At 72.5% G+C, this 17,384-nt stretch carries 13 protein-coding genes; 4 read left to right on the forward strand and 9 right to left on the reverse strand.

The annotated features are described in order from the left end of the window. Positions 1-41 precede the first annotated feature (41 nt). The gene (locus AQJ11_RS32455; RefSeq protein ID WP_041665000.1) at positions 42-836 is read left to right on the forward strand and encodes a metal-dependent hydrolase; all 795 of its coding nucleotides are present in this window, start codon (positions 42-44) and stop codon (positions 834-836) included. 32 nt (positions 837-868) lie between these two features. Here the strand turns inward: AQJ11_RS32455 and AQJ11_RS32460 are convergent, their stop codons facing one another. The 6 genes from AQJ11_RS32460 to AQJ11_RS32485 form a co-directional block, all read right to left on the reverse strand. Beyond that, a complete protein-coding gene (locus tag AQJ11_RS32460) occupies positions 869-1,132 on the reverse strand; it encodes a type B 50S ribosomal protein L31 (RefSeq protein ID WP_014671210.1) in 264 nt (87 codons plus the stop codon). Between the two features lie 51 nt (positions 1,133-1,183). Further along, the gene (locus tag AQJ11_RS32465) at positions 1,184-1,651 is read right to left on the reverse strand and encodes a DUF5709 domain-containing protein (RefSeq protein ID WP_014671209.1); all 468 of its coding nucleotides are present in this window, start codon (positions 1,649-1,651) and stop codon (positions 1,184-1,186) included. A 503-nt stretch (positions 1,652-2,154) separates the two neighbouring features. Further along, the gene (locus AQJ11_RS32470; RefSeq protein WP_059265534.1) at positions 2,155-3,936 is read right to left on the reverse strand and encodes an ABC transporter ATP-binding protein; all 1,782 of its coding nucleotides are present in this window, start codon (positions 3,934-3,936) and stop codon (positions 2,155-2,157) included. Continuing rightward, on the reverse strand, positions 3,933-5,738 hold the full coding sequence (locus AQJ11_RS32475; RefSeq protein WP_059265535.1) for an ABC transporter transmembrane domain-containing protein: 1,806 nt from the start codon (positions 5,736-5,738) through the stop codon (positions 3,933-3,935). Before AQJ11_RS32475 ends, AQJ11_RS32470 begins: the two co-directional genes overlap by 4 nt. 498 nt (positions 5,739-6,236) lie before the next feature. Next, on the reverse strand, positions 6,237-8,174 hold the full coding sequence (locus tag AQJ11_RS32480) for an N-acetylmuramoyl-L-alanine amidase (RefSeq protein ID WP_014671205.1): 1,938 nt from the start codon (positions 8,172-8,174) through the stop codon (positions 6,237-6,239). Between the two features lie 261 nt (positions 8,175-8,435). Further along, positions 8,436-10,013: a M1 family metallopeptidase gene (locus tag AQJ11_RS32485; protein ID WP_244218441.1), complete on the reverse strand. Its 1,578-nt coding sequence runs from the start codon at positions 10,011-10,013 to the stop codon at positions 8,436-8,438. A 147-nt stretch (positions 10,014-10,160) separates the two neighbouring features. On the opposite strand from AQJ11_RS32485, the gene AQJ11_RS32490 reads away from it, so the two are divergent. Beyond that, positions 10,161-11,771 carry a peptide-N4-asparagine amidase gene (locus AQJ11_RS32490; RefSeq protein ID WP_244218442.1) on the forward strand — a complete coding sequence of 537 codons (1,611 nt, stop codon included), beginning with the start codon at positions 10,161-10,163 and terminating at the stop codon, positions 11,769-11,771. Between the two features lie 100 nt (positions 11,772-11,871). Here the strand turns inward: AQJ11_RS32490 and AQJ11_RS32495 are convergent, their stop codons facing one another. Next, positions 11,872-12,321, reverse strand: a complete 450-nt coding sequence (locus AQJ11_RS32495; protein WP_014671202.1) for a MarR family winged helix-turn-helix transcriptional regulator — start codon at positions 12,319-12,321, stop codon at positions 11,872-11,874. A gap of 114 nt (positions 12,322-12,435) precedes the next feature. Between AQJ11_RS32495 and AQJ11_RS32500 the strand changes: the two genes are divergently transcribed. Next, the gene (locus AQJ11_RS32500) at positions 12,436-14,241 is read left to right on the forward strand and encodes an ABC transporter ATP-binding protein (protein WP_041664999.1); all 1,806 of its coding nucleotides are present in this window, start codon (positions 12,436-12,438) and stop codon (positions 14,239-14,241) included. 63 nt (positions 14,242-14,304) lie between these two features. Further along, on the forward strand, positions 14,305-15,210 hold the full coding sequence (mltG, locus tag AQJ11_RS32505) for an endolytic transglycosylase MltG (protein WP_244218443.1): 906 nt from the start codon (positions 14,305-14,307) through the stop codon (positions 15,208-15,210). Positions 15,211-15,222: 12 nt separating this feature from the next. Here mltG and AQJ11_RS32510 read toward each other — a convergent pair whose 3' ends face one another. Both AQJ11_RS32510 and AQJ11_RS32515 read right to left on the reverse strand, forming a co-directional pair. Continuing rightward, on the reverse strand, positions 15,223-16,299 hold the full coding sequence (locus AQJ11_RS32510) for an NAD(P)-binding domain-containing protein (protein ID WP_059265538.1): 1,077 nt from the start codon (positions 16,297-16,299) through the stop codon (positions 15,223-15,225). A 42-nt stretch (positions 16,300-16,341) separates the two neighbouring features. Next, a complete protein-coding gene (locus AQJ11_RS32515; protein WP_208616664.1) occupies positions 16,342-17,355 on the reverse strand; it encodes an ABC transporter substrate-binding protein in 1,014 nt (337 codons plus the stop codon). Positions 17,356-17,384 lie beyond the last annotated feature (29 nt).

Raw genomic sequence — 17,384 nt, forward strand, 5'->3', positions numbered from 1 at the left:
AACTGGTCAGCGGCACACGAGGAATGGGGCGGGAAGCGGCCATGATGGGACCAGCACACTCACTGTCGGGGGCGGCGGCCTGGCTCGGCGTCGGAGCCGCCACCGCGGCCGCCGGACACCCGATGCCCTGGCCGGTCCTCCTCGTCGGCTCCCTGATCTGCGCCGGCGCCGCACTCGCCCCGGACCTCGACCACAAGGCCGCCACCATCTCCCGGGCCTTCGGCCCGCTCTCCCGCTGGCTCTGCGAGATCGTGGACAAGCTGTCGTACGCGGTCTACAAGGCGACCAGGAAGCAGGGCGATCCGCGCCGCTCCGGCGGGCACCGCACGCTGACGCACACCTGGCTGTGGGCCGTCCTGATCGGCGCCGGCTGCTCGGCCGCCGCGATCACGGGGGGCCGCTGGGCGGTGCTGGCGATCCTGTTCGCGCACATGGTGCTCGCCATCGAAGGTCTGCTGTGGCGGGCGGCGCGGGGCTCCAGCAGCGATGTCCTGGTCTGGCTGCTGGCGGCGACCAGTGCGTGGATCCTGGCGGGCGTGCTGGACAAGCCGGGCAACGGCTCCGACTGGCTGTTCACCGCGCCCGGGCAGGAGTACCTCTGGCTGGGACTGCCGATCGTGCTGGGCGCGCTGGTGCACGACATCGGCGACGCGCTGACCGTGTCCGGCTGCCCGATCCTGTGGCCGATCCCGGTCGGCCGCAAGCGCTGGTACCCGCTGGGGCCGCCGAAGGCGATGCGGTTCCGGGCGGGCAGCTGGGTCGAGCTGAAGGTGCTGATGCCGGCGTTCATGCTGCTCGGGGGAGCGGGCTGCGCCGCCGCCCTCAATGTGATCTGAGGGGGCCCGCAGGGTTGATCGAGCCCTCCGGGTCAGGTCGCCTCGCCCGCGTCCGCCGCACCGTACCGGCGCTCGAAGCGGGCGATGCGGCCCTCGGTGTCGACCGTGCGGGCCTTGCCCGTGTAGAAGGGGTGGCTCTCCGAGGAGATCTCCACGTCGATCACCGGGTAGGTCTGGCCGTCGTCCCACTCGATGGTCTGCTCGCTCCGCGCGGTGGACCGGGTGAGGAAGGCGTAGCCGGCGGCGCGGTCACGGAAGACCACGGGGTGGTAGTCGGGGTGCTTGTCCTGCTGCATGGCGGCTCCTTGTGCGGGGCGCTCGGGGCGGGGGCGGCGATAGGGTCCGGCTCAGCCGGGGAGGGAGTCCTCGTCGACGATGTGCATCGCGGCTTCCTCGGCGGAGGCGGCGGCACCGTCGATGCCGACGTCGGTCGCGACGAGGGCGGCCTCCTCGTCCTCGTGCGCACCCTCGTCGGGGGCCACCAGGCGGCCGGAGCGGGAGTTGCCGACCTCGTTGTCCAGGAGCTCACCGTCCGTGCCGTCGCAGTCGCCGATGCCGTCGCCGTCGGGAGCGGCGAGGTCCGGCTGCTCCTCGGCGAGCCGCTGGTCGAGGGTCTCGCCCGCCTGGCGTTCGGCCGCCGTCACGCCGGTGTGCTCGACCGCCCACGGCCGCTCGGGAGGGGACCAGCCGCGGTCGAGGGGGTCGGCGACGCCGTCGAAGTCCAGTGTGTCCTCGACGTCGAGCACCCCCGAGTCCTCCCGGATCTCCGAGGGATCGGGCTGGTAGACGTCGTCCCCCCAGCCGTCCGTGTCCACGACTACCTCCAGGTGGTGAGCACGGCCCGGTGCCGTCCCAGTGGGCGGCGGGCCGTCGGCACGCAGGGCACGGGGCCACACCGTGAACCGCCTGGTTCCCGGACACACCCCGACCCGGTGCCGCTTTCCAGCCTTCCACCCCGGCTCGGCACCGCGCAACGGCACGAGTCCCTGCGGTGCCGGGCCCCCGTGCACCGGGGCCCGGCCGAACCGACCGATGCGAGCAACCGGGCCGAGCCGATCCATCGGAACGAGAGGACGGAGCCCACCGAGCCGACCGAGCCCATCGAGCCGACCAACCCGACCTGCCGACCTGCCGAGCCGCGCCGGCCCGGCGAGCCCCCGTCCACTGCGACAACTCGCCCGCCCCGACCGACCCAGCCGCCCCAGCTACCCCCGCCGTCACTCCGTCGGCTCAGTCACCCCTTCCCCCACAACCCCCGCATCCCGATCTCACCAGCATCCCGACTCACTCGCACCCCGATCTCACCCGCCCCCCGATCTCACCCGTGCCAAGACCGCCACAGCGCCGCGTACGCTCCCTCCGCCGCGACCAGCTCTTCGTGGCTGCCCAGTTCGCTGATGCGGCCGTTCTCGACGACGGCGATCACGTCGGCGTCATGGGCGGTGTGCAGACGGTGGGCGATGGCGACCACGGTACGGCCGTCGAGGACGCGCGCCAGAGAGCGTTCCAGGTGACGGGCCGCGCGCGGATCGAGCAGCGAGGTCGCCTCGTCCAGGACCAGCGTGTGCGGATCGGCCAGCACCAGCCGGGCCAGCGCGATCTGCTGGGCCTGCGCCGGGGTCAGCGCCAGACCGCCGGAGCCCACCTCGGTGTCCAGGCCGTCGTCCAGCGCCCGCGCCCATCCGTCCGCGTCGACCGCGCCCAGGGCCGCCCACAGCTCGGCGTCCGTCGCGCCGGTGCGGGCCAGCAGGAGGTTGTCGCGCAGGGAGCCCACGAAGACGTGGTGTTCCTGGTTGACGAGGGCTACGTGGGAGCGGACGCGTTCCGCGGGCATCCGGGACAGCTCCGCCCCGCCCAGGGTGACCCGGCCGTCGCGGGGCGCGTAGATCCCGGCGAGCAGCCGGCCCAGCGTGGACTTGCCCGCGCCGGACGGGCCGACCAGGGCGAGCCGGGTGCCCGGCGCGACCTCCAGGGAGACCTTCCGCAGCACGTCGACGCCCTCGCGGTAGCCGAAGTGCACCCGGTCGGCGTGCACGACCCGTCCGTCGGGGGCCAGCGCGGCCTCCCCGGCCTCCGGCTCGATGTCCCGCACGCCGACCAGCCGGGCCAGCGACACCTGGGCGACCTGCACCTCGTCGTACCAGCGCAGGATCAGGTTCACCGGATCGACCAGCATCTGGGCGATGAGCGCGCCGGTGATCAGCCGGCCCACTCCGATCCAGCCGTGCAGGACGAACACACCGCCCACCATCAGGACCGAACCGAGCACGAGGAGGTGGACGGTGTTGATGACCGGGAAGAGCACGGAGCGGAGCCAGAGGGTGTAGCGCTCCCACGCGACCCACTGGGAGATCCTGCGCTCCGACAGGGCCACGCGGCGGGCGCCGAGGCGGTGTGCCTCGACGGTGTGGCCCGCGTCCACGGTCTCGGCGAGAGCGGCGGCGACGGCGGCGTACCCGGCGGCTTCCGAGCGGTAGCCGGACGGAGCCCGTTTGAAGTACCAGCGGCAGCCGATCACCAGGACCGGGACGGCGAGCAGCACGGCGGCGGCCAGCGGCGGGGCCGTCACGACCAGTCCGCCGAGCAGCAGCAGGGCCCACACGAAACCGATGGCCAGCTGCGGCACGGCCTCGCGCATGGCGTTGGCCAGGCGGTCGATGTCGGTCGTGATGCGGGAGAGCAGGTCGCCGGTGCCCGCCCGCTCCAGCACGCCCGGCGGCAGTCCGACGGAGCGTACGAGGAAGTCCTCGCGCAGGTCGGCCAGCATCCGCTCGCCCAGCATCGCGCCCCGCAGCCGCACCTGCCGGACGAACCCGGCCTGCACGGCCAGCGCGAGCACGAACAGCCCAGCGGTGAGGCCCAGATGGAGGTCCCCGGCTCCGTCCGTCACCCGCTCGACCAGGCCGCCGAGCAGGTACGGGCCCACCATGGAGGCGACCACGGCCACCGTGTTGACGGCGATGAGCGACAGGAAGGCACGGCGGTGCCGGCGGAACAGCTCCGTGACGTAGGCGCGTACGGTCGCGGCGGCGCCGACGGGCAGGGTGGTGGCGGTCGTCGGGGCCGCCGGGTCGTACGCCGGTGGCGCAACGCCGATCATGCGCTCTCCTCGATCTCTTCCAGCTCCTGGAGCGCGTCCAGCAGCATGCCCTCGTCGGTCGCGGTCAGTTCGTCGTCGGTCTCCCGGGTCACCACGGCCCGGTACCGCGGCTCGCCGTCGACGAGTTCGCGGTGCACGCCGACCGCCACGACCTCGTCCTCGTGCACCAGGGCGACCCGGTCCGCGCGGTCGAGCAGCAGCGGGGAGGAGGTGAACACCACCGTCGTCCGTCCCGACCGCAGCCGGCGCAGCCCGTCCGCGATCCGGGCCTCGGTGTGCGAGTCGACCGCGGAGGTCGGTTCGTCCAGCACCAGCACCTCCGGATCGGTGATGAGCGACCGGGCGAGGGCGAGCCGCTGGCGCTGGCCGCCGGACAGGGAGCGTCCGCGCTCGGTGATCCGGGCGTCCATCGGGTCGGCCGCGTCGAGCGAACCCTGCACGAGCGCGTCCAGCACGTCGTCGCACTGTGCTGCCGCCAGCGCGTCCTCGGCCCGTACGGCACCGGAGGCGGGAACGTCGAGCAGTTCGCGCAGCGTGCCGGAGAGCAGCACCGGGTCCTTGTCCTGGACGAGGACGGCGGTCCGGGCGCTGTCGAGGGGGAGTTCGTCCAGGGGGATCCCGCCGAGCAGCACCGACCGGCCCGGCTCCGTGGGGTGGCCGCCCAGCCGTTCGGCGAGCCTGCCCGCCGCGTCCGGGTCACCGCAGACGACGGCGGTGAACCGGTCGGCGGGAGCGAGCAGACCGGTCGCGGGGTCGTACAGGTCGCCGCCCGGTACCTCGGCCGCGCGGGTGCCGTCGGTGGCCGTGGACCGCTCCAGCGACAGCACGCGTGCGGCGCGTTGGGCCGAGGGGCGGGAGAAGGAGTACGCCATGGCGATCTCCTCGAAGTGCCGCAGTGGGTAGTTCAGGACCATGACCGCGCTGTAGACCGTGACGAGTTCACCGACCGTGATCCGGCCCTGGCGGGCCAGGCCGATGCCGTGCCAGACGACGGCGATCAGCAGCAGGCCGGGCAGCAGTACCTGGACGGCGGAGATCAGCGACCACATCCGGGCGCTGCGCACGGCGGCGTGCCGTACCTCCTGCGAGGCCCGGCGGTAGCGGTCGAGGAACAGTTCCTCGCCGCCGATGCCGCGCAGCACCCGCAGGCCGGCGACGGTGTCGGAGGCCAGTTCGGTGGCCCGCCCCGCCTTCTCGCGCTGCACGTCGGCGCGGCGTGTCGCCCGGGGCAGCAGCGGCAGTACCGCGAGGGCCACGACCGGCAGGCCCACGGCGACGACCACGCCGAGTGCGGGCTGGTACACGAGCAGGCTGACGCAGACGATCAGGACCGTGAGCGCGGCCGCGGTGAACCGGGAGACGGCCTCGACGAACCAGCCGATCTTCTCCACGTCGCCGGTGGAGACGGCCACCACCTCACCAGCGGCCACCCGGCGGGTCAGGGCCGAGCCCAGCTGGGCGGCCTTGCGCGCCAGCAGTTGCTGGACGCGGGCGGCCGCGGTGATCCAGTTGGTGACGGCGGTCCGGTGCAGGAAGGTGTCGCCGACGGCGATGCCCGTTCCGCACAGCACCATCAGACCACCCGTCAGGGCGAGCCGGGTGCCGGAGCGGTCGACGGCCGCCTGCACGGCGAGGCCGACGCAGAAGGGGAGGGCGGAGACGGAGACGAAGTGCAGCAGGCCCCAGGCGAGCGACTTCAGCTGCCCGCCCAGCTGGTTGCGCCAGAGCCACCACAGGAATCGGGGACCCGAACGCGCGTCGGGCACGCCCGGATCGGGATACGGAAGGTCTTGGATCTGCATGACGTCCCAGTGGCTCGTGTCACGGGCAGGGAAGGAGCGGGACGCCGCGGGGAGCGGCGACAAGCCGTGAAAGGTTCGCGTCGCAGAGTGGTGAATTTCAAACGGTTTTCTCCAGGGCGCACGCAAATCGCCCATTTCCGGCCATGGTCGCAGTTCGGGCCAGGCCCGGTGTCCTGTCTGGCAGCGGCCGTGCGGCGTCCGCCTGCGGCACGACCGCCACCAGTGACGAGGCGCGCCGGCGCGGCCTCGGCTACGTCGTCGCCCTCGACCGCGACCGCCCGGAGAGCACCACGCCGCGCGACCCCGTCCGCCCCTGGGGGCAGGACGGGGACGGCGGCATCCGGTGGCACGTGGACCACGGCAGCGGCACCTCGGGCTGCGCCGGCGTCTCCGGGAAGGCCGTGAAGTGCCCGCGCACCCCATGGCCCGGTGAAGGCGTCGTGCCGCGGCTCCTTTCCCTTTCGTGCGGAAGCCGGACCGGTCCCGGCGTCCGTGACGTCAGCGCCCGCCGGGACCGGTCGCCTGCTGCCCCTGCGGCCCCGCCGCGCCGGACGAGTCCACCACGTCCACGTCGCTGGCCCGGACGTACGCGAGCCGGTGGCCGAGCTGGATCTCGTAGTACCGCTCCCGGCCCCACACCACCGGGTTGGGCGTGTCGCTGAAGGACTTGGCGGTGTAGGAACTGCCGACGCCGGCCTGGGTCACGTACCGCTGGCCCGCCAGGATCGGGTACGGGAGCGGCGACTCGCTCGGCCCGTCGATGTCCTCCGGGTAGGCGTCCTCCTCGGGGAGGGCGCGGCCGTACACCGGGATCTCGTCCAGACCCTCCTTCGGTGTGATCATGCGCCCGCTCGCACCGACGGCGGTCGGGTGCTTCTTGGGGTTCTCGAACCACGCCTTGCGGCCCTGGAACCAGATCGCCGTCCAGTCGCCGCTGCGGTCGGCGACGGCGAACGTCTGCCCGGTGGAGACGCGCGACCCCAGGTCGTTGACGTCCTTCGTGGAATCGTCGCCGTCGGGCTTGCGGCCCGGGTCCTGGATCAGCGGGGCCTTCTCGTTCGGTTCGGTGTGCAGGCGGACGGCGCTGGAGCCGTGCGGCGGGCACGGTTTGCCGCTGCCGCCGCATCCCGTGTAGTCGGGCTTGTGCCGGGCGAAGTCCGGCAGGATCGTCACCATGTCGCTGTCCGGGCCCGCCGTGGCCTTCAGCGGCGCCCCGAGGAGGTCGAAGTAGTGCCGCCAGTCCCAGAAGGGGCCGGGGTCGTCGTGCATGTCGGGGATGGTGTCGGCGGTCGGAGCGGGCACGTTGTCGTGGCCGAAGATGTGCTGCCGGTCCAGCGGGATGCTGTACTTCTGCGCCAGGTACCGCACCAGGCGCGCCGAGGCCTGGTACATCCGCTCCGTGTACCAGGTCCCGGGCTGGGTGAGGAACCCCTCGTGCTCGATGCCGATCGAGCGGGCGTTCACGAACTGGCTGCCGGAGTGCCAGGCCTCGTCCTTGGTCCTGATGTGCTGGGTGACATGGCCGTCGCTGGAGCGGATCGAGTAGTGCCACGACGACTCCGTCGGGTCCTGCACCGTCTGGAGCATGCTCGGCAGCTCGGCCTCGGTGTCGTGGATGACGATGTACTCGATCGGCTGGTCCCTGGGCCGGTCGGCCAGGTCGTGGTTGCCGTAGTCGCCGTCGTCGATCTCCTCGTACGGCGCGCCGAGCCAGTCGCAGGCCAGTTCGGCGGGGCACTCGACCTGCTTCGGCCGCTGCGGGCCCTGCGCCCGGGGGGTGTGGGGGTGCGGTTGCAGGCTGGGGGTGGCGGGGAGCGCCACGTCCTGTCCTTCGGCGGTGGTGCGGTGTGCTCCGCGCCGGATCAGGGCGAAGACGTCGTCGGCGTAGGCCGCGGCTGACGCGACGTCACGGGTGCCCGGGAAGCGCGCGACCGTCTCCCACCAGTCCGCCGGGTCGGTGCTCAGGGGCTTGCCGAGCTGTCGTTGCGTGGCCGCCAGGAGTGCCGCTCCGCCGCGGACGTTGGCGACGTCGTCCGTCCGCAGCCGTTCGGCCGGGACCTGGATCAGGCGGGCCGCGTTGCGCAGGTCCGCCGGCTGCACGGCGTGGCCCGCCGTGCTGCCCGTGGCCGGCGTTCCCGCCGCGCCCGTGAGGGGCTGATCGAGCGGCGCCTGTGGTTCGGACGGCGCTGCCGAGGCCTGGACGCGGTCGGTGTCCACCAGGTGCATGGGCCCGAAGCCGCCGGCGACGCTGGGCGCGCCCGGGTGGGAGTCCCAGCGGGACTGCATGTAGGACACGCTCATGAGCACACTGCGCGGCACGTGGAACTCGCGCGCGGCGTTCGTGAAGGCGTCCTGCAGACGCCGGTCGTCCGCGTCGTCGGCGCCGGACATCGGGAGGATCAGCAGCGGCGGCAGCAGAGCCGCCCCCGCGATCACACAAGCCGTACGGCGGCACCTCCGGATGGCACCAGGGACATGTGCAGAAACATTTCTTCTCATCGCAGAGGCTCTCCCAACCACGCTCGATCGCACCAGGACAAAGGAGTTGCCCGTAGCGCCACCCCTCGTACGTTTCCGTGCCCCGGGCGCCGTGTCGTGGCGAGCGTCACCGGGGTGGACCAGCGGTCCGGCCGAGGCCACCCGGTCGGCGGCAGTGACTCGGCTGCCTGGGGCAACCACGGCCGGACCGGGCGTGGCTCAGTCCTCGACCGGGTCCACCCGCCAGTCGGGGTGGCCGGGCATGGGCGGGGTGTGCGCGCCGTACAGCCACGGACGCAGAAACGGTGTCAGGTCCTCGCCGGCTACCCGGGAGGCGAGGGCGACGAAGTCCCGGGTGCCCGCCGTACGGCCCCGGTACTCGGTCACCCAGGCACGCTCGATCCTCTCGAAGGTCTCCGCGCCGACCTTCTCCCGCAGTGCGAACAGCACCAGCGCCGAGCCGTCGTACCGCATCACCTTGAACAGCGTCGCCTCGCCGGGCTCGGCGGGCGCCCCCTCGTCGTGCCGCCACTGGTCGTGCTGCTCGTACGCCGACCGCATCACCGACTCCAGGCTCACGCCGCCGTGCTCGTCGGAGTACAGGCGTTCGTAGAAACGGGCGTGACCCTCGCTCAGCCACAGATCGGACCAGCGCCGGATGGCGACGCTGTCGCCCGTCCAGTGGTGGGTCAGCTCGTGGACGAGGTTGCGTTCGGCGTCGACCCGGTCGCCCAGCAGGTCCTCCCGCGGCAGGACGGAGAGCGACTGGGTCTCCAGCGCGACCGGCAGATCGGTGTCCCCGACCAGCACGCCGTAGCGGCGGAACGGGTACGGGCCGAGCCGCCGTTCCAGCCAGGCCAGATGGTCCGGGGTGAGCGAGCGGTACTCCTCGGTGTCGGTGACCAGGTCGTCCGGCACCACGTCCCGGACGGGCAGCCCCCGCGGGCCGCTGCTGTCGACGAAGGTGAACCTCCCGATCGCCAGCTGGACCAGCTGCGCCGCGAGGGGATGCTCGGAGTCGTACGTCCACCGGGTCCGGCCGTCGGGCCGCCGGACGGTGCCGACGAGCCGGCCGTTGGCCACCGCGCTGAGCCCCGGCGGGGTGGTGATGTGGAACGTGACCGGTGCCCGCAGGCTCGGGTGGTCGTTCGCCGGGAAGATCATGCGGGCGCCGTCCGGCTGCGCGCAGACCACGGTGCCGTCGGCGGTGGGCACCCAGCCGTAGTCCTGGATCGCGTCGTCGCGGTGCCGTCCCTGCGTCGGGTCGGCGGTGTAGGCGACGCGGACGGTGAACGTGCTGCCGCGCGGGATCGGTCGTGCGGGAGTGACGACGAGTTCGTCGCCGTCGCGCCGCACGGTGGCGGGCACCGCGTCGACGGTGACGCGGTGCAGCGTGTTGCCCGCGAAGTCCAGGTCGAACCGGGACAGGGCCTGTGTGGCGGTGGCGCTGATGGTGGCGCCGGCCTCGAACGGGGTGCGGGGGGCCCGCCAGTCGAAGTCGAGGGTGTAACGGCGGACGGTGTAGCCGCCGTTGCCGGCGAGCGGCATGAGCGGGTCGCCGATACCCGGTGCGCCGGGGGTCGGGGGCGGACCCGACGAGGCGGCCGGACCGGGGGCCGGTGTGCTGTCGGATCCGTGCGGGAGCATGCCGGTGCAGACGGCGGTACCGGTCAACGCGCCCGCTCCGGCGAGGGCGAGGGCCAGTGCCGCGCGACGGGTGCGGAGGACATGACGGGGGCGTGTGCGCCGGGACTCCTCATGTGCGGATTCCTTGCCCGGCCCCTTGGTGATCTCCATGCCCGCACTATGCCAGTAAGATCAGTTTATATCACTAAATGGCCCTTTGATGAGTGGCTGCCGGAGTATGTGCGGTTATCGGCCTCATTGCGCGGTCTGTCCGGGGCGTCATTGCGGGGCGGCCCGTCTGCCCGTAGAACACCGGCCATGAGAAGACAGATCGTCATGTCCATGCTCGCCGGGGCGACCCTCGTGGTGAGCGCGCTCTTCGGCACGGGAACCCCGGCGGCCCAAGCGGCCGACGTACCCGCCGAGTTCGGCACCGACTGGCACGACCCGGTGACCGCGGCGCCGCCCGTCGACCGGCCGCACACCAAGTCCTGCCAGGTCACCCTCGCCGACGCCCAGTTCCGCGACTTCACGCCGTACCGGGGCGCGTACACACCCCCCAAGGGCTGCGGCGACCGCTGGAGCAAGGTGGTCCTGCGCCTCGACGGCAAGGTGAAGGGCCGTCAGTACGACCGGCTGGGCTATCTGCACGTCGGCGGTGTCGAGATCCTGCGGACCTCCACGCCGGAGCCCTCGCCCGACGGCATCGCCTGGCACGTCGAGAAGGACGTCACCCGCTACAGCGACACCTTCCGGACCGCCCAGGACGTCGAGATGTTGATCGGCAACGTCGTGGACGACACGTACACCGGTGTCATCGACGTCCACGTCACACTGACCTTCTACGCGGGACGCCCCTCGGCTCCCGCCCCCGACCGCGTCCTGACCCTCGCCGGCACGCCGGCCGGTACGACCCTCACCACCCCGCGCAACAGCGAACGCGTCGTCGCCGAGGTGTACGCGACCGGTTCCGGCGGTGGCTGCGAGGAGTTCTGGTACCTGACCGTCGCCGACCCGGCGCCGTACTCGTGCAAGGCCGACCGCGGCCCGTACCGCGAGGTGCGGATCAGCGTGGACGGCCGGCTCGCCGGCATCGCGGCGCCGTTCCCGAACGTCTGGACGGGCGGCTGGTCCAACCCCTTCCTCTGGTACGTCGTCCCGGCCCCGCGCGCCTTCGACGTGCGGCCGATCGAGTACGACCTCACGCCCTTCGCCGGCCTCCTCAACGACGGCCGCCCGCACCGCGTCGAGGTGTCCGTCGCCGGCGTGCCCGCCGGCCAGTCGGGCTGGAGCGCGCCGGTGAACGTGCTCGTCTGGCAGGACGCGCACCGCGCCCATGTGCCGGGCGCGCTCACCGAGGACAGGGCGACCGACCTCGCCGACTCCTCCACCTTCACCCCCGGTGCGGAGAACCGCGTACGCACCGAGGCGGGGCACCGGCTCACCGTCTCGGGTTACCTGGACACCTCGCACGGCCGTGTGACCACCACCGTCACCCGGACGCTCGCCCACACCTCCGTCCACCGGTGGACCGACGGCGAGGCGGTGGACGGGCTCGACGCGACCTGGACCGACGACGAGGCGGTCGGTGTCGCCGGCCGCGGCCCCGCGCGGACGACCCGCACGCACCGGACGTACACCATGAACGGCGCCACGACGCTGGGCGCGGACGACCGGCTGCGCACCGTGCTGACCCTCGGCGACCGGGCGTCGGCGGTGACACGCGAAGGCGGCCGGCGCACCGCGTGGTCACGGCTGGACGACACCTACAGCGGCGACGCCACGTACACGGCTGACGTCCCGCGCGACCAGCGGCACGCGGTCGGCACATCGGCCGAGCGTTACCGGCTGCTCGGCTCGGACGGCTGCTACGACCGTTCGCTGACCACGGTTCAGGGGGTGCTGACGGAGGACCGCAGCCGCTGCTGAGATCCGTGGCGCGGGTCGCGTCCCCCGTGGGCTGGGCCGCAGGGCCGGGCTGGACGGGGGACCACCGTCGCACCGGAGGCTGGCGAGGGGCCGTCGCCGTTCAGCAGCGCTGGGCGGCGTCCCCGTCGATCAGGGTGTCCAGCAGGACGCCGAGCACCTGGCGCTCCTTCTCCGTCAGCGGCGCCAGTATCTCCTCGGCCGCCGAGCGGCGGGCGCCGCGCAGTTCGCCCAGGGTCGCGCGCCCCTCGTCCGTCAGCTCGATCCGGGTCACGCGGCGGTTCGCCGGATCCGGCACCCGACGCACCTTGCCGCCGGCCTCCAGCCCGTCCACCAGCGTCGTCACCGCGCGGGGCACGACCTCCAGGCGCTCGGCGAGGTCCGTCATGCGCGGAGGGGAGCCGTAGTGCGCGAGGGTGCGCAGGAGCCGGGACTGCGCCGGGGTGACGCCCAGGTCGCGCTGCTCCAGATGGCGCTTCTGGATGCGGTGCACCCGGCGGGTGAGCCGCAGCAACTGCTCGGCGAGCAGGCCCTCGGGATCTGGGGTGGTCATGCGGGAACAATATCAGGATGCCGTTCATTGTGAGTATAGGTAACAATGAGCTACGATCCGTTCCGCCGCCGTCGGCCGACCTCCGGCCGGCGCCCCGCTCACCCGTAGGAGCCCATGCACCCCGACCGTGAACCTTCCTGGACCCCACCTGCCGACGCCGGCGAACAGCCCCGGCAGGTGCGCCGCATCCTGCGGCTGTTCCGTCCCTACCGCGGGCGGCTGGCCGTCGTCGGCCTGCTCGTCGGCGCCTCGTCGCTGGTCTCGGTGGCCACACCGTTCCTGCTGAGGGAGACGCTCGACGTCGCGATCCCGCAGGGCCGCACCGGCCTGCTGAGCCTGCTCGCGCTCGGCATGATCCTCAGCGCCGTCCTCGGCGGCGTCTTCGGCGTGTTGCAGACCCTGATCTCGACCACCGTCGGCCAGCGGGTCATGCACGACCTGCGCACCGCGGTCTACGGCCGCCTCCAGCGCATGTCGCTGGCGTTCTTCACCCGCACCCGCACCGGCGAGGTGCAGTCCCGCATCGCCAACGACATCGGCGGCATGCAGGCCACCGTCACCTCCACCGCCACCTCCCTGGTGTCCAACGCCACCAGTGTGGTCGCCACGATCGTCGCCATGGTCGCCCTGGACTGGCGGCTGACGATCGTCTCCCTGCTCCTGCTGCCGGTGTTCGTGTGGATCAGCCGCCGCGTCGGCAAGGAGCGCAAGAAGATCACCACCCAGCGGCAGAAGCAGATGGCCGCCATGGCGGCCACGGTCACCGAGTCGCTCTCGGTCAGCGGCATCCTGCTCGGCCGCACGATGGGCCGCTCCGACTCGCTGACGGCGTCCTTCGCGGAGGAGTCCGAGGGCCTGGTCGACCTGGAAGTGCGGTCGAACATGGCCGGGCGCTGGCGGATGGCCGTGATCTCGATCGTCATGGCCGCGATGCCCGCCGTCATCTACTGGACCGCCGGCCTCGCCCTCCGGTTCGGCGGTCCCGAGGTCTCCCTCGGCACGATCGTCGCCTTCGTCTCGCTCCAGCAGGGCCTGTTCCGCCCGGCCGTGAGCCTGCTCGCGACCGGCGTGCAGATCCAGACCTCGCTCGCGCTCTTCCAGCGCATCTTCGAGTATCTGGACCTGCCCGTCGACATCACCGAGCGCGAACGGCCGGTCCACCTCGACCAGATCAAGGGCGAGGTCCGCTTCGAGGACGTCGAGTTCCGCTACGACGACAAGGGCGGCCCCGTCCTCGACGGCGTCGACGTCACCGTGCCGGCCGGCGGCAGCCTCGCCGTCGTCGGCCCGACCGGCGCCGGCAAGTCCACACTCGGCTACCTGGTGCCCCGCCTGTACGACGTCACCGGGGGCCGCGTGACCCTGGACGGCGTCGACGTCCGCGACCTCGACTTCGACACCCTCGCCCGAGCGGTCGGCGTGGTCTCGCAGGAGACGTACCTCTTCCACGCCTCGGTCGCCGACAACCTGCGCTTCGCCAAGCCCGACGCCAGCGACGAGGAACTGCACGCGGCGGCCAGGGCGGCCCAGATCCACGACCACATAGCGGCGCTGCCCGACGGCTACGACACCGTCGTCGGTGAACGCGGCCACCGCTTCTCCGGTGGTGAGAAGCAGCGCCTCGCGATAGCCCGCACCATCCTGCGCGACCCACCGGTCCTCATCCTGGACGAGGCGACGAGCGCGCTCGACACCCGCACGGAAGCCGCCGTCCAGGAGGCCATCGACGCGCTGTCGGCCGACCGCACGACGATCACCATCGCGCACCGCCTGTCCACGATCCGCGGCGCCGACCAGATCGTGGTGCTGGACTCCGGCCGGGTCGCCGAACGGGGCACGCACGAGGAACTGCTGGAGCGGGGCGGCCGGTACGCGGCCCTGGTACGCCGGGACGCGCAACTGCAACCCACGACGAACTGAACCTGCGACCGACAAACTGAATATATGCCGGGTTTGCGAGGATATGCGTATTACCGTGCCCGCATGCAGACGAACACTCCGTCACGGAGCAGGACCCGACTGACACGCCGCGGCAGACTCGCCGTCCTCGTGACCGGCGCCGTCATGGCCGGCACCGCCGTGGCGGTGCCGCTGCTGACGCTGGCAACCGGCCGCGAGCAGGCCAAGCCCGCCACGCTGGTCATCCCGGAGGGCTGGCGCGCGAGCCAGATCTACGACGCGATCGACAAGGCCCTCAAGCTGTCCCCGGGCAGCACCCGCACCGCCGTCGGCAAAGCCTCCTTGAAACTGCCGAACGAGGCCCGGGGCAATCCGGAGGGCTATCTCTTCCCGGCGACGTATCCCGTCCGCAAGGGAGCGACGCCCGAGTCCATGCTGCAACTGATGATCGACGCGGCGGACCAGAAGTTCAACGGCGCACCCGTCGCGGCCGGGGCCCAGCGCAACGCGATGAACGTCTACCAGGCGGTCACCGTCGCCAGCATCGTCCAGGCGGAGGCCTCGACGAAGGCGGACATGGGCAAGGTCGCCCGGGTCATCTTCAACCGGTTGAACAGCGGAATGCCGCTGCAAATGGATTCGACCCTCCACTACGCGCTGAACCGCAACACCGCCGACACCAGCCAGAGCGACAGCCAGGAGGAGAACCCTTACAACTCCCACCAGCGCACGGGCCTGCCGCCCACGCCGATCGACAACCCGGGCGAGGACGCGATGCGCGCCGCGCTCAACCCGACGCCGGGCGACTGGCTGTACTTCGTCACGATCGCCCCCGGGGAAACCCGCTTCACCGCGGACTACAACACACACCTGCGGAACGTGGCCGAGTACCAGGCCCTCCACCAGAACACGGGGACGGCCCAGCCGACCGGTGACGGCCCGCCGGCGCCTCCGTCCGCGCCCGCCGACGCCCAGCCCGCGCTCCGCTGAGCCGGCGGGGCGTCACGCGGCGACGGGTTCCCCGGCGAGCAGCCGCCTGATGTCCCGGACGGCCGCGCGCCCGGCCCGGTTGGCTCCGATGGTGCTGGCCGAGGGGCCGTAGCCGACGAGGTGGATCCGTGGATCGGCGACCGCGCGCGTGCCCTCCACCTGGATACCGCCGCCCGGCTCGCGCAGCTTCAGCGGAGCGAGATGGTCGAGCGCGGCCCGGAACCCGGTCGCCCACAGAATCACATCGGCGGGCACCTGCCGGCCGTCCCGCCACGCCACGCCGTCCGGGGTGATCCGGTCGAACATCGGCTGCCGGTCCAGTACCCCGTCCGCCAGGCCCTGCCGGACGGCGTCGTTCAGCGGCAGCCCGGTGACCGAGACCACACTGCGCGGCGGCAGCCCCTGACGCACCCGCTCCTCCACCAGCGCGACGGCCGCACGCCCCGCCTCCTCGTCGAACGGGCCCTCGCGGAAGACGGGGGGCCGCCGGGTGACCCAGGTGGTCGCGGCGGCGTACGGGGCCAGCTCCAGCAGATGCTGGGTGCCCGAGGCACCCCCGCCCACGACCACCACCCGCTGCCCGGCGAACTCCTGCGGACCGGCGTACTGCGCGGTGTGCAACTGCCGGCCGCGGAAGGTCTCCTGTCCGGGGTAACGCGGCCAGAACGGGCGGTCCCAGGTGCCGGTCGCGTTGATCAGCGCCCGCGTCGACCAGGTGCCGTCGGACGTCTCCACGAGCAGCCGCCCACCGGGGCCCTCGCGCACCGCGCGCACATCCACGGGCCGCCGCACCCGCAGGTCGAAGGTGCGCTCGTACCGGTCGAAGTACTCCCGGACGACCTCGGCCGAGGGCCGCGCCGGGTCGGCGCCGGTCAGCTCCATGCCGGGCAGCGCGTGCATCCCGTGCACCTTGCCGAAGGTCAGCGAGGGCCACCGGAACTGCCAGGCGCCGCCCGGCCCGGGGGAGTGGTCGAGGACGACGAAGTCGCGGTCCGGTTCGAAGCCGGTGCGCCGCAGGTGATAGGCGGCGGCCAGACCCGCCTGACCGGCACCGATGACGACGACCTCGACCTCGCGCACTTCGTTCACGCCTCAGCCAACAGTGAGCCGCGCACGGATCTTCCCCGCCGCTCAGTCCTTGGCCGGAGTCGTCGACGGCGGCAGGCCGCCGTTGTACCGCGGGTCCGTGAAGGCGGCGAAGTCGACCTTCCTCGGGATCAGCTTCAACGCGGTGAAGGTGTCCGCGATCCGCTGCTCGGAGGCGACCAGCGGCTTGTCGACGGCGACCGCGACGCGGGTGGAGTTGGTGCGCTTCACCGAGGCCAGTGCCACCTCGTACGGCAGCCCGGTGTCCTTCGCCCACACCTTGGCCCACTCCTCCTGGTGGTCGTGCACCCAGGCCGTGGCCCGCCGCAGCCGCGCCAGGTAGTCCTTGATCGCGGCGGCCTTCTCCGGGTCCTTCAGCGCGGCCGGCGCGGCGACCTGGAAGCTGAGTCCGTTGGTGACGCCGTCGCCCGTGGTGAGCACGCGGCCCTGCCCGGCCTGGAGGACCTGTGAGGTGTACGGGTCCCAGACCGCCCAGGCGTCGACCTTGCCGGAGGTGAACGCGGCGAGCGCGTCGGCCGGCTGGAGGTACTTGACCCGGACATCGGCGAGGCTCAGCCCGGCCGCCTTGAGGGAGGCGACCAGCTGGTAGTGCGCGGAGGAACCCTGTGCGACGGCGACGGACCTGCCCTTGAGCTGCCGCGGACCGGTCAGCTCGGAGCCGTTCGGTACGAGGATGGCGTCGCCCTTGGAGGTGCCGTGCCAGGCGGCGACGACGGTGATCCTGGAACCGGCGCCGGCGGCGAAGACGGGCGGGGTGTTGCCGACGCCGCCGATGTCGACGGCCTTCGCGTTCACCGCCTCCAGCAGGGGCGGTCCGGAGGTGAAGGTCGACCACTTGATCCTGTAGTGCAGGTTCTCCAGCTCTCCGGCGGCGCGCAGGATGGCCTCCGAACCGCCCTTCTGGTCACCGACGTTCAGGGTGACGGAGCCCTTTCCGTCGATGTCGGCGCCGGTCCGGGCGGACGAGTTCCCGCCGCAGGCGGTGAGCAGGAGCGCGAGGGGCAGGAGCAGCGCGGCGGGGACGAGACGTCGTCGCATGACGGTTCCGTTCATGTTCGTGGGCGGGC

Source organism: Streptomyces corchorusii (genome assembly GCF_001514055.1).
Taxonomy (GTDB): domain Bacteria; phylum Actinomycetota; class Actinomycetes; order Streptomycetales; family Streptomycetaceae; genus Streptomyces; species Streptomyces olivaceoviridis.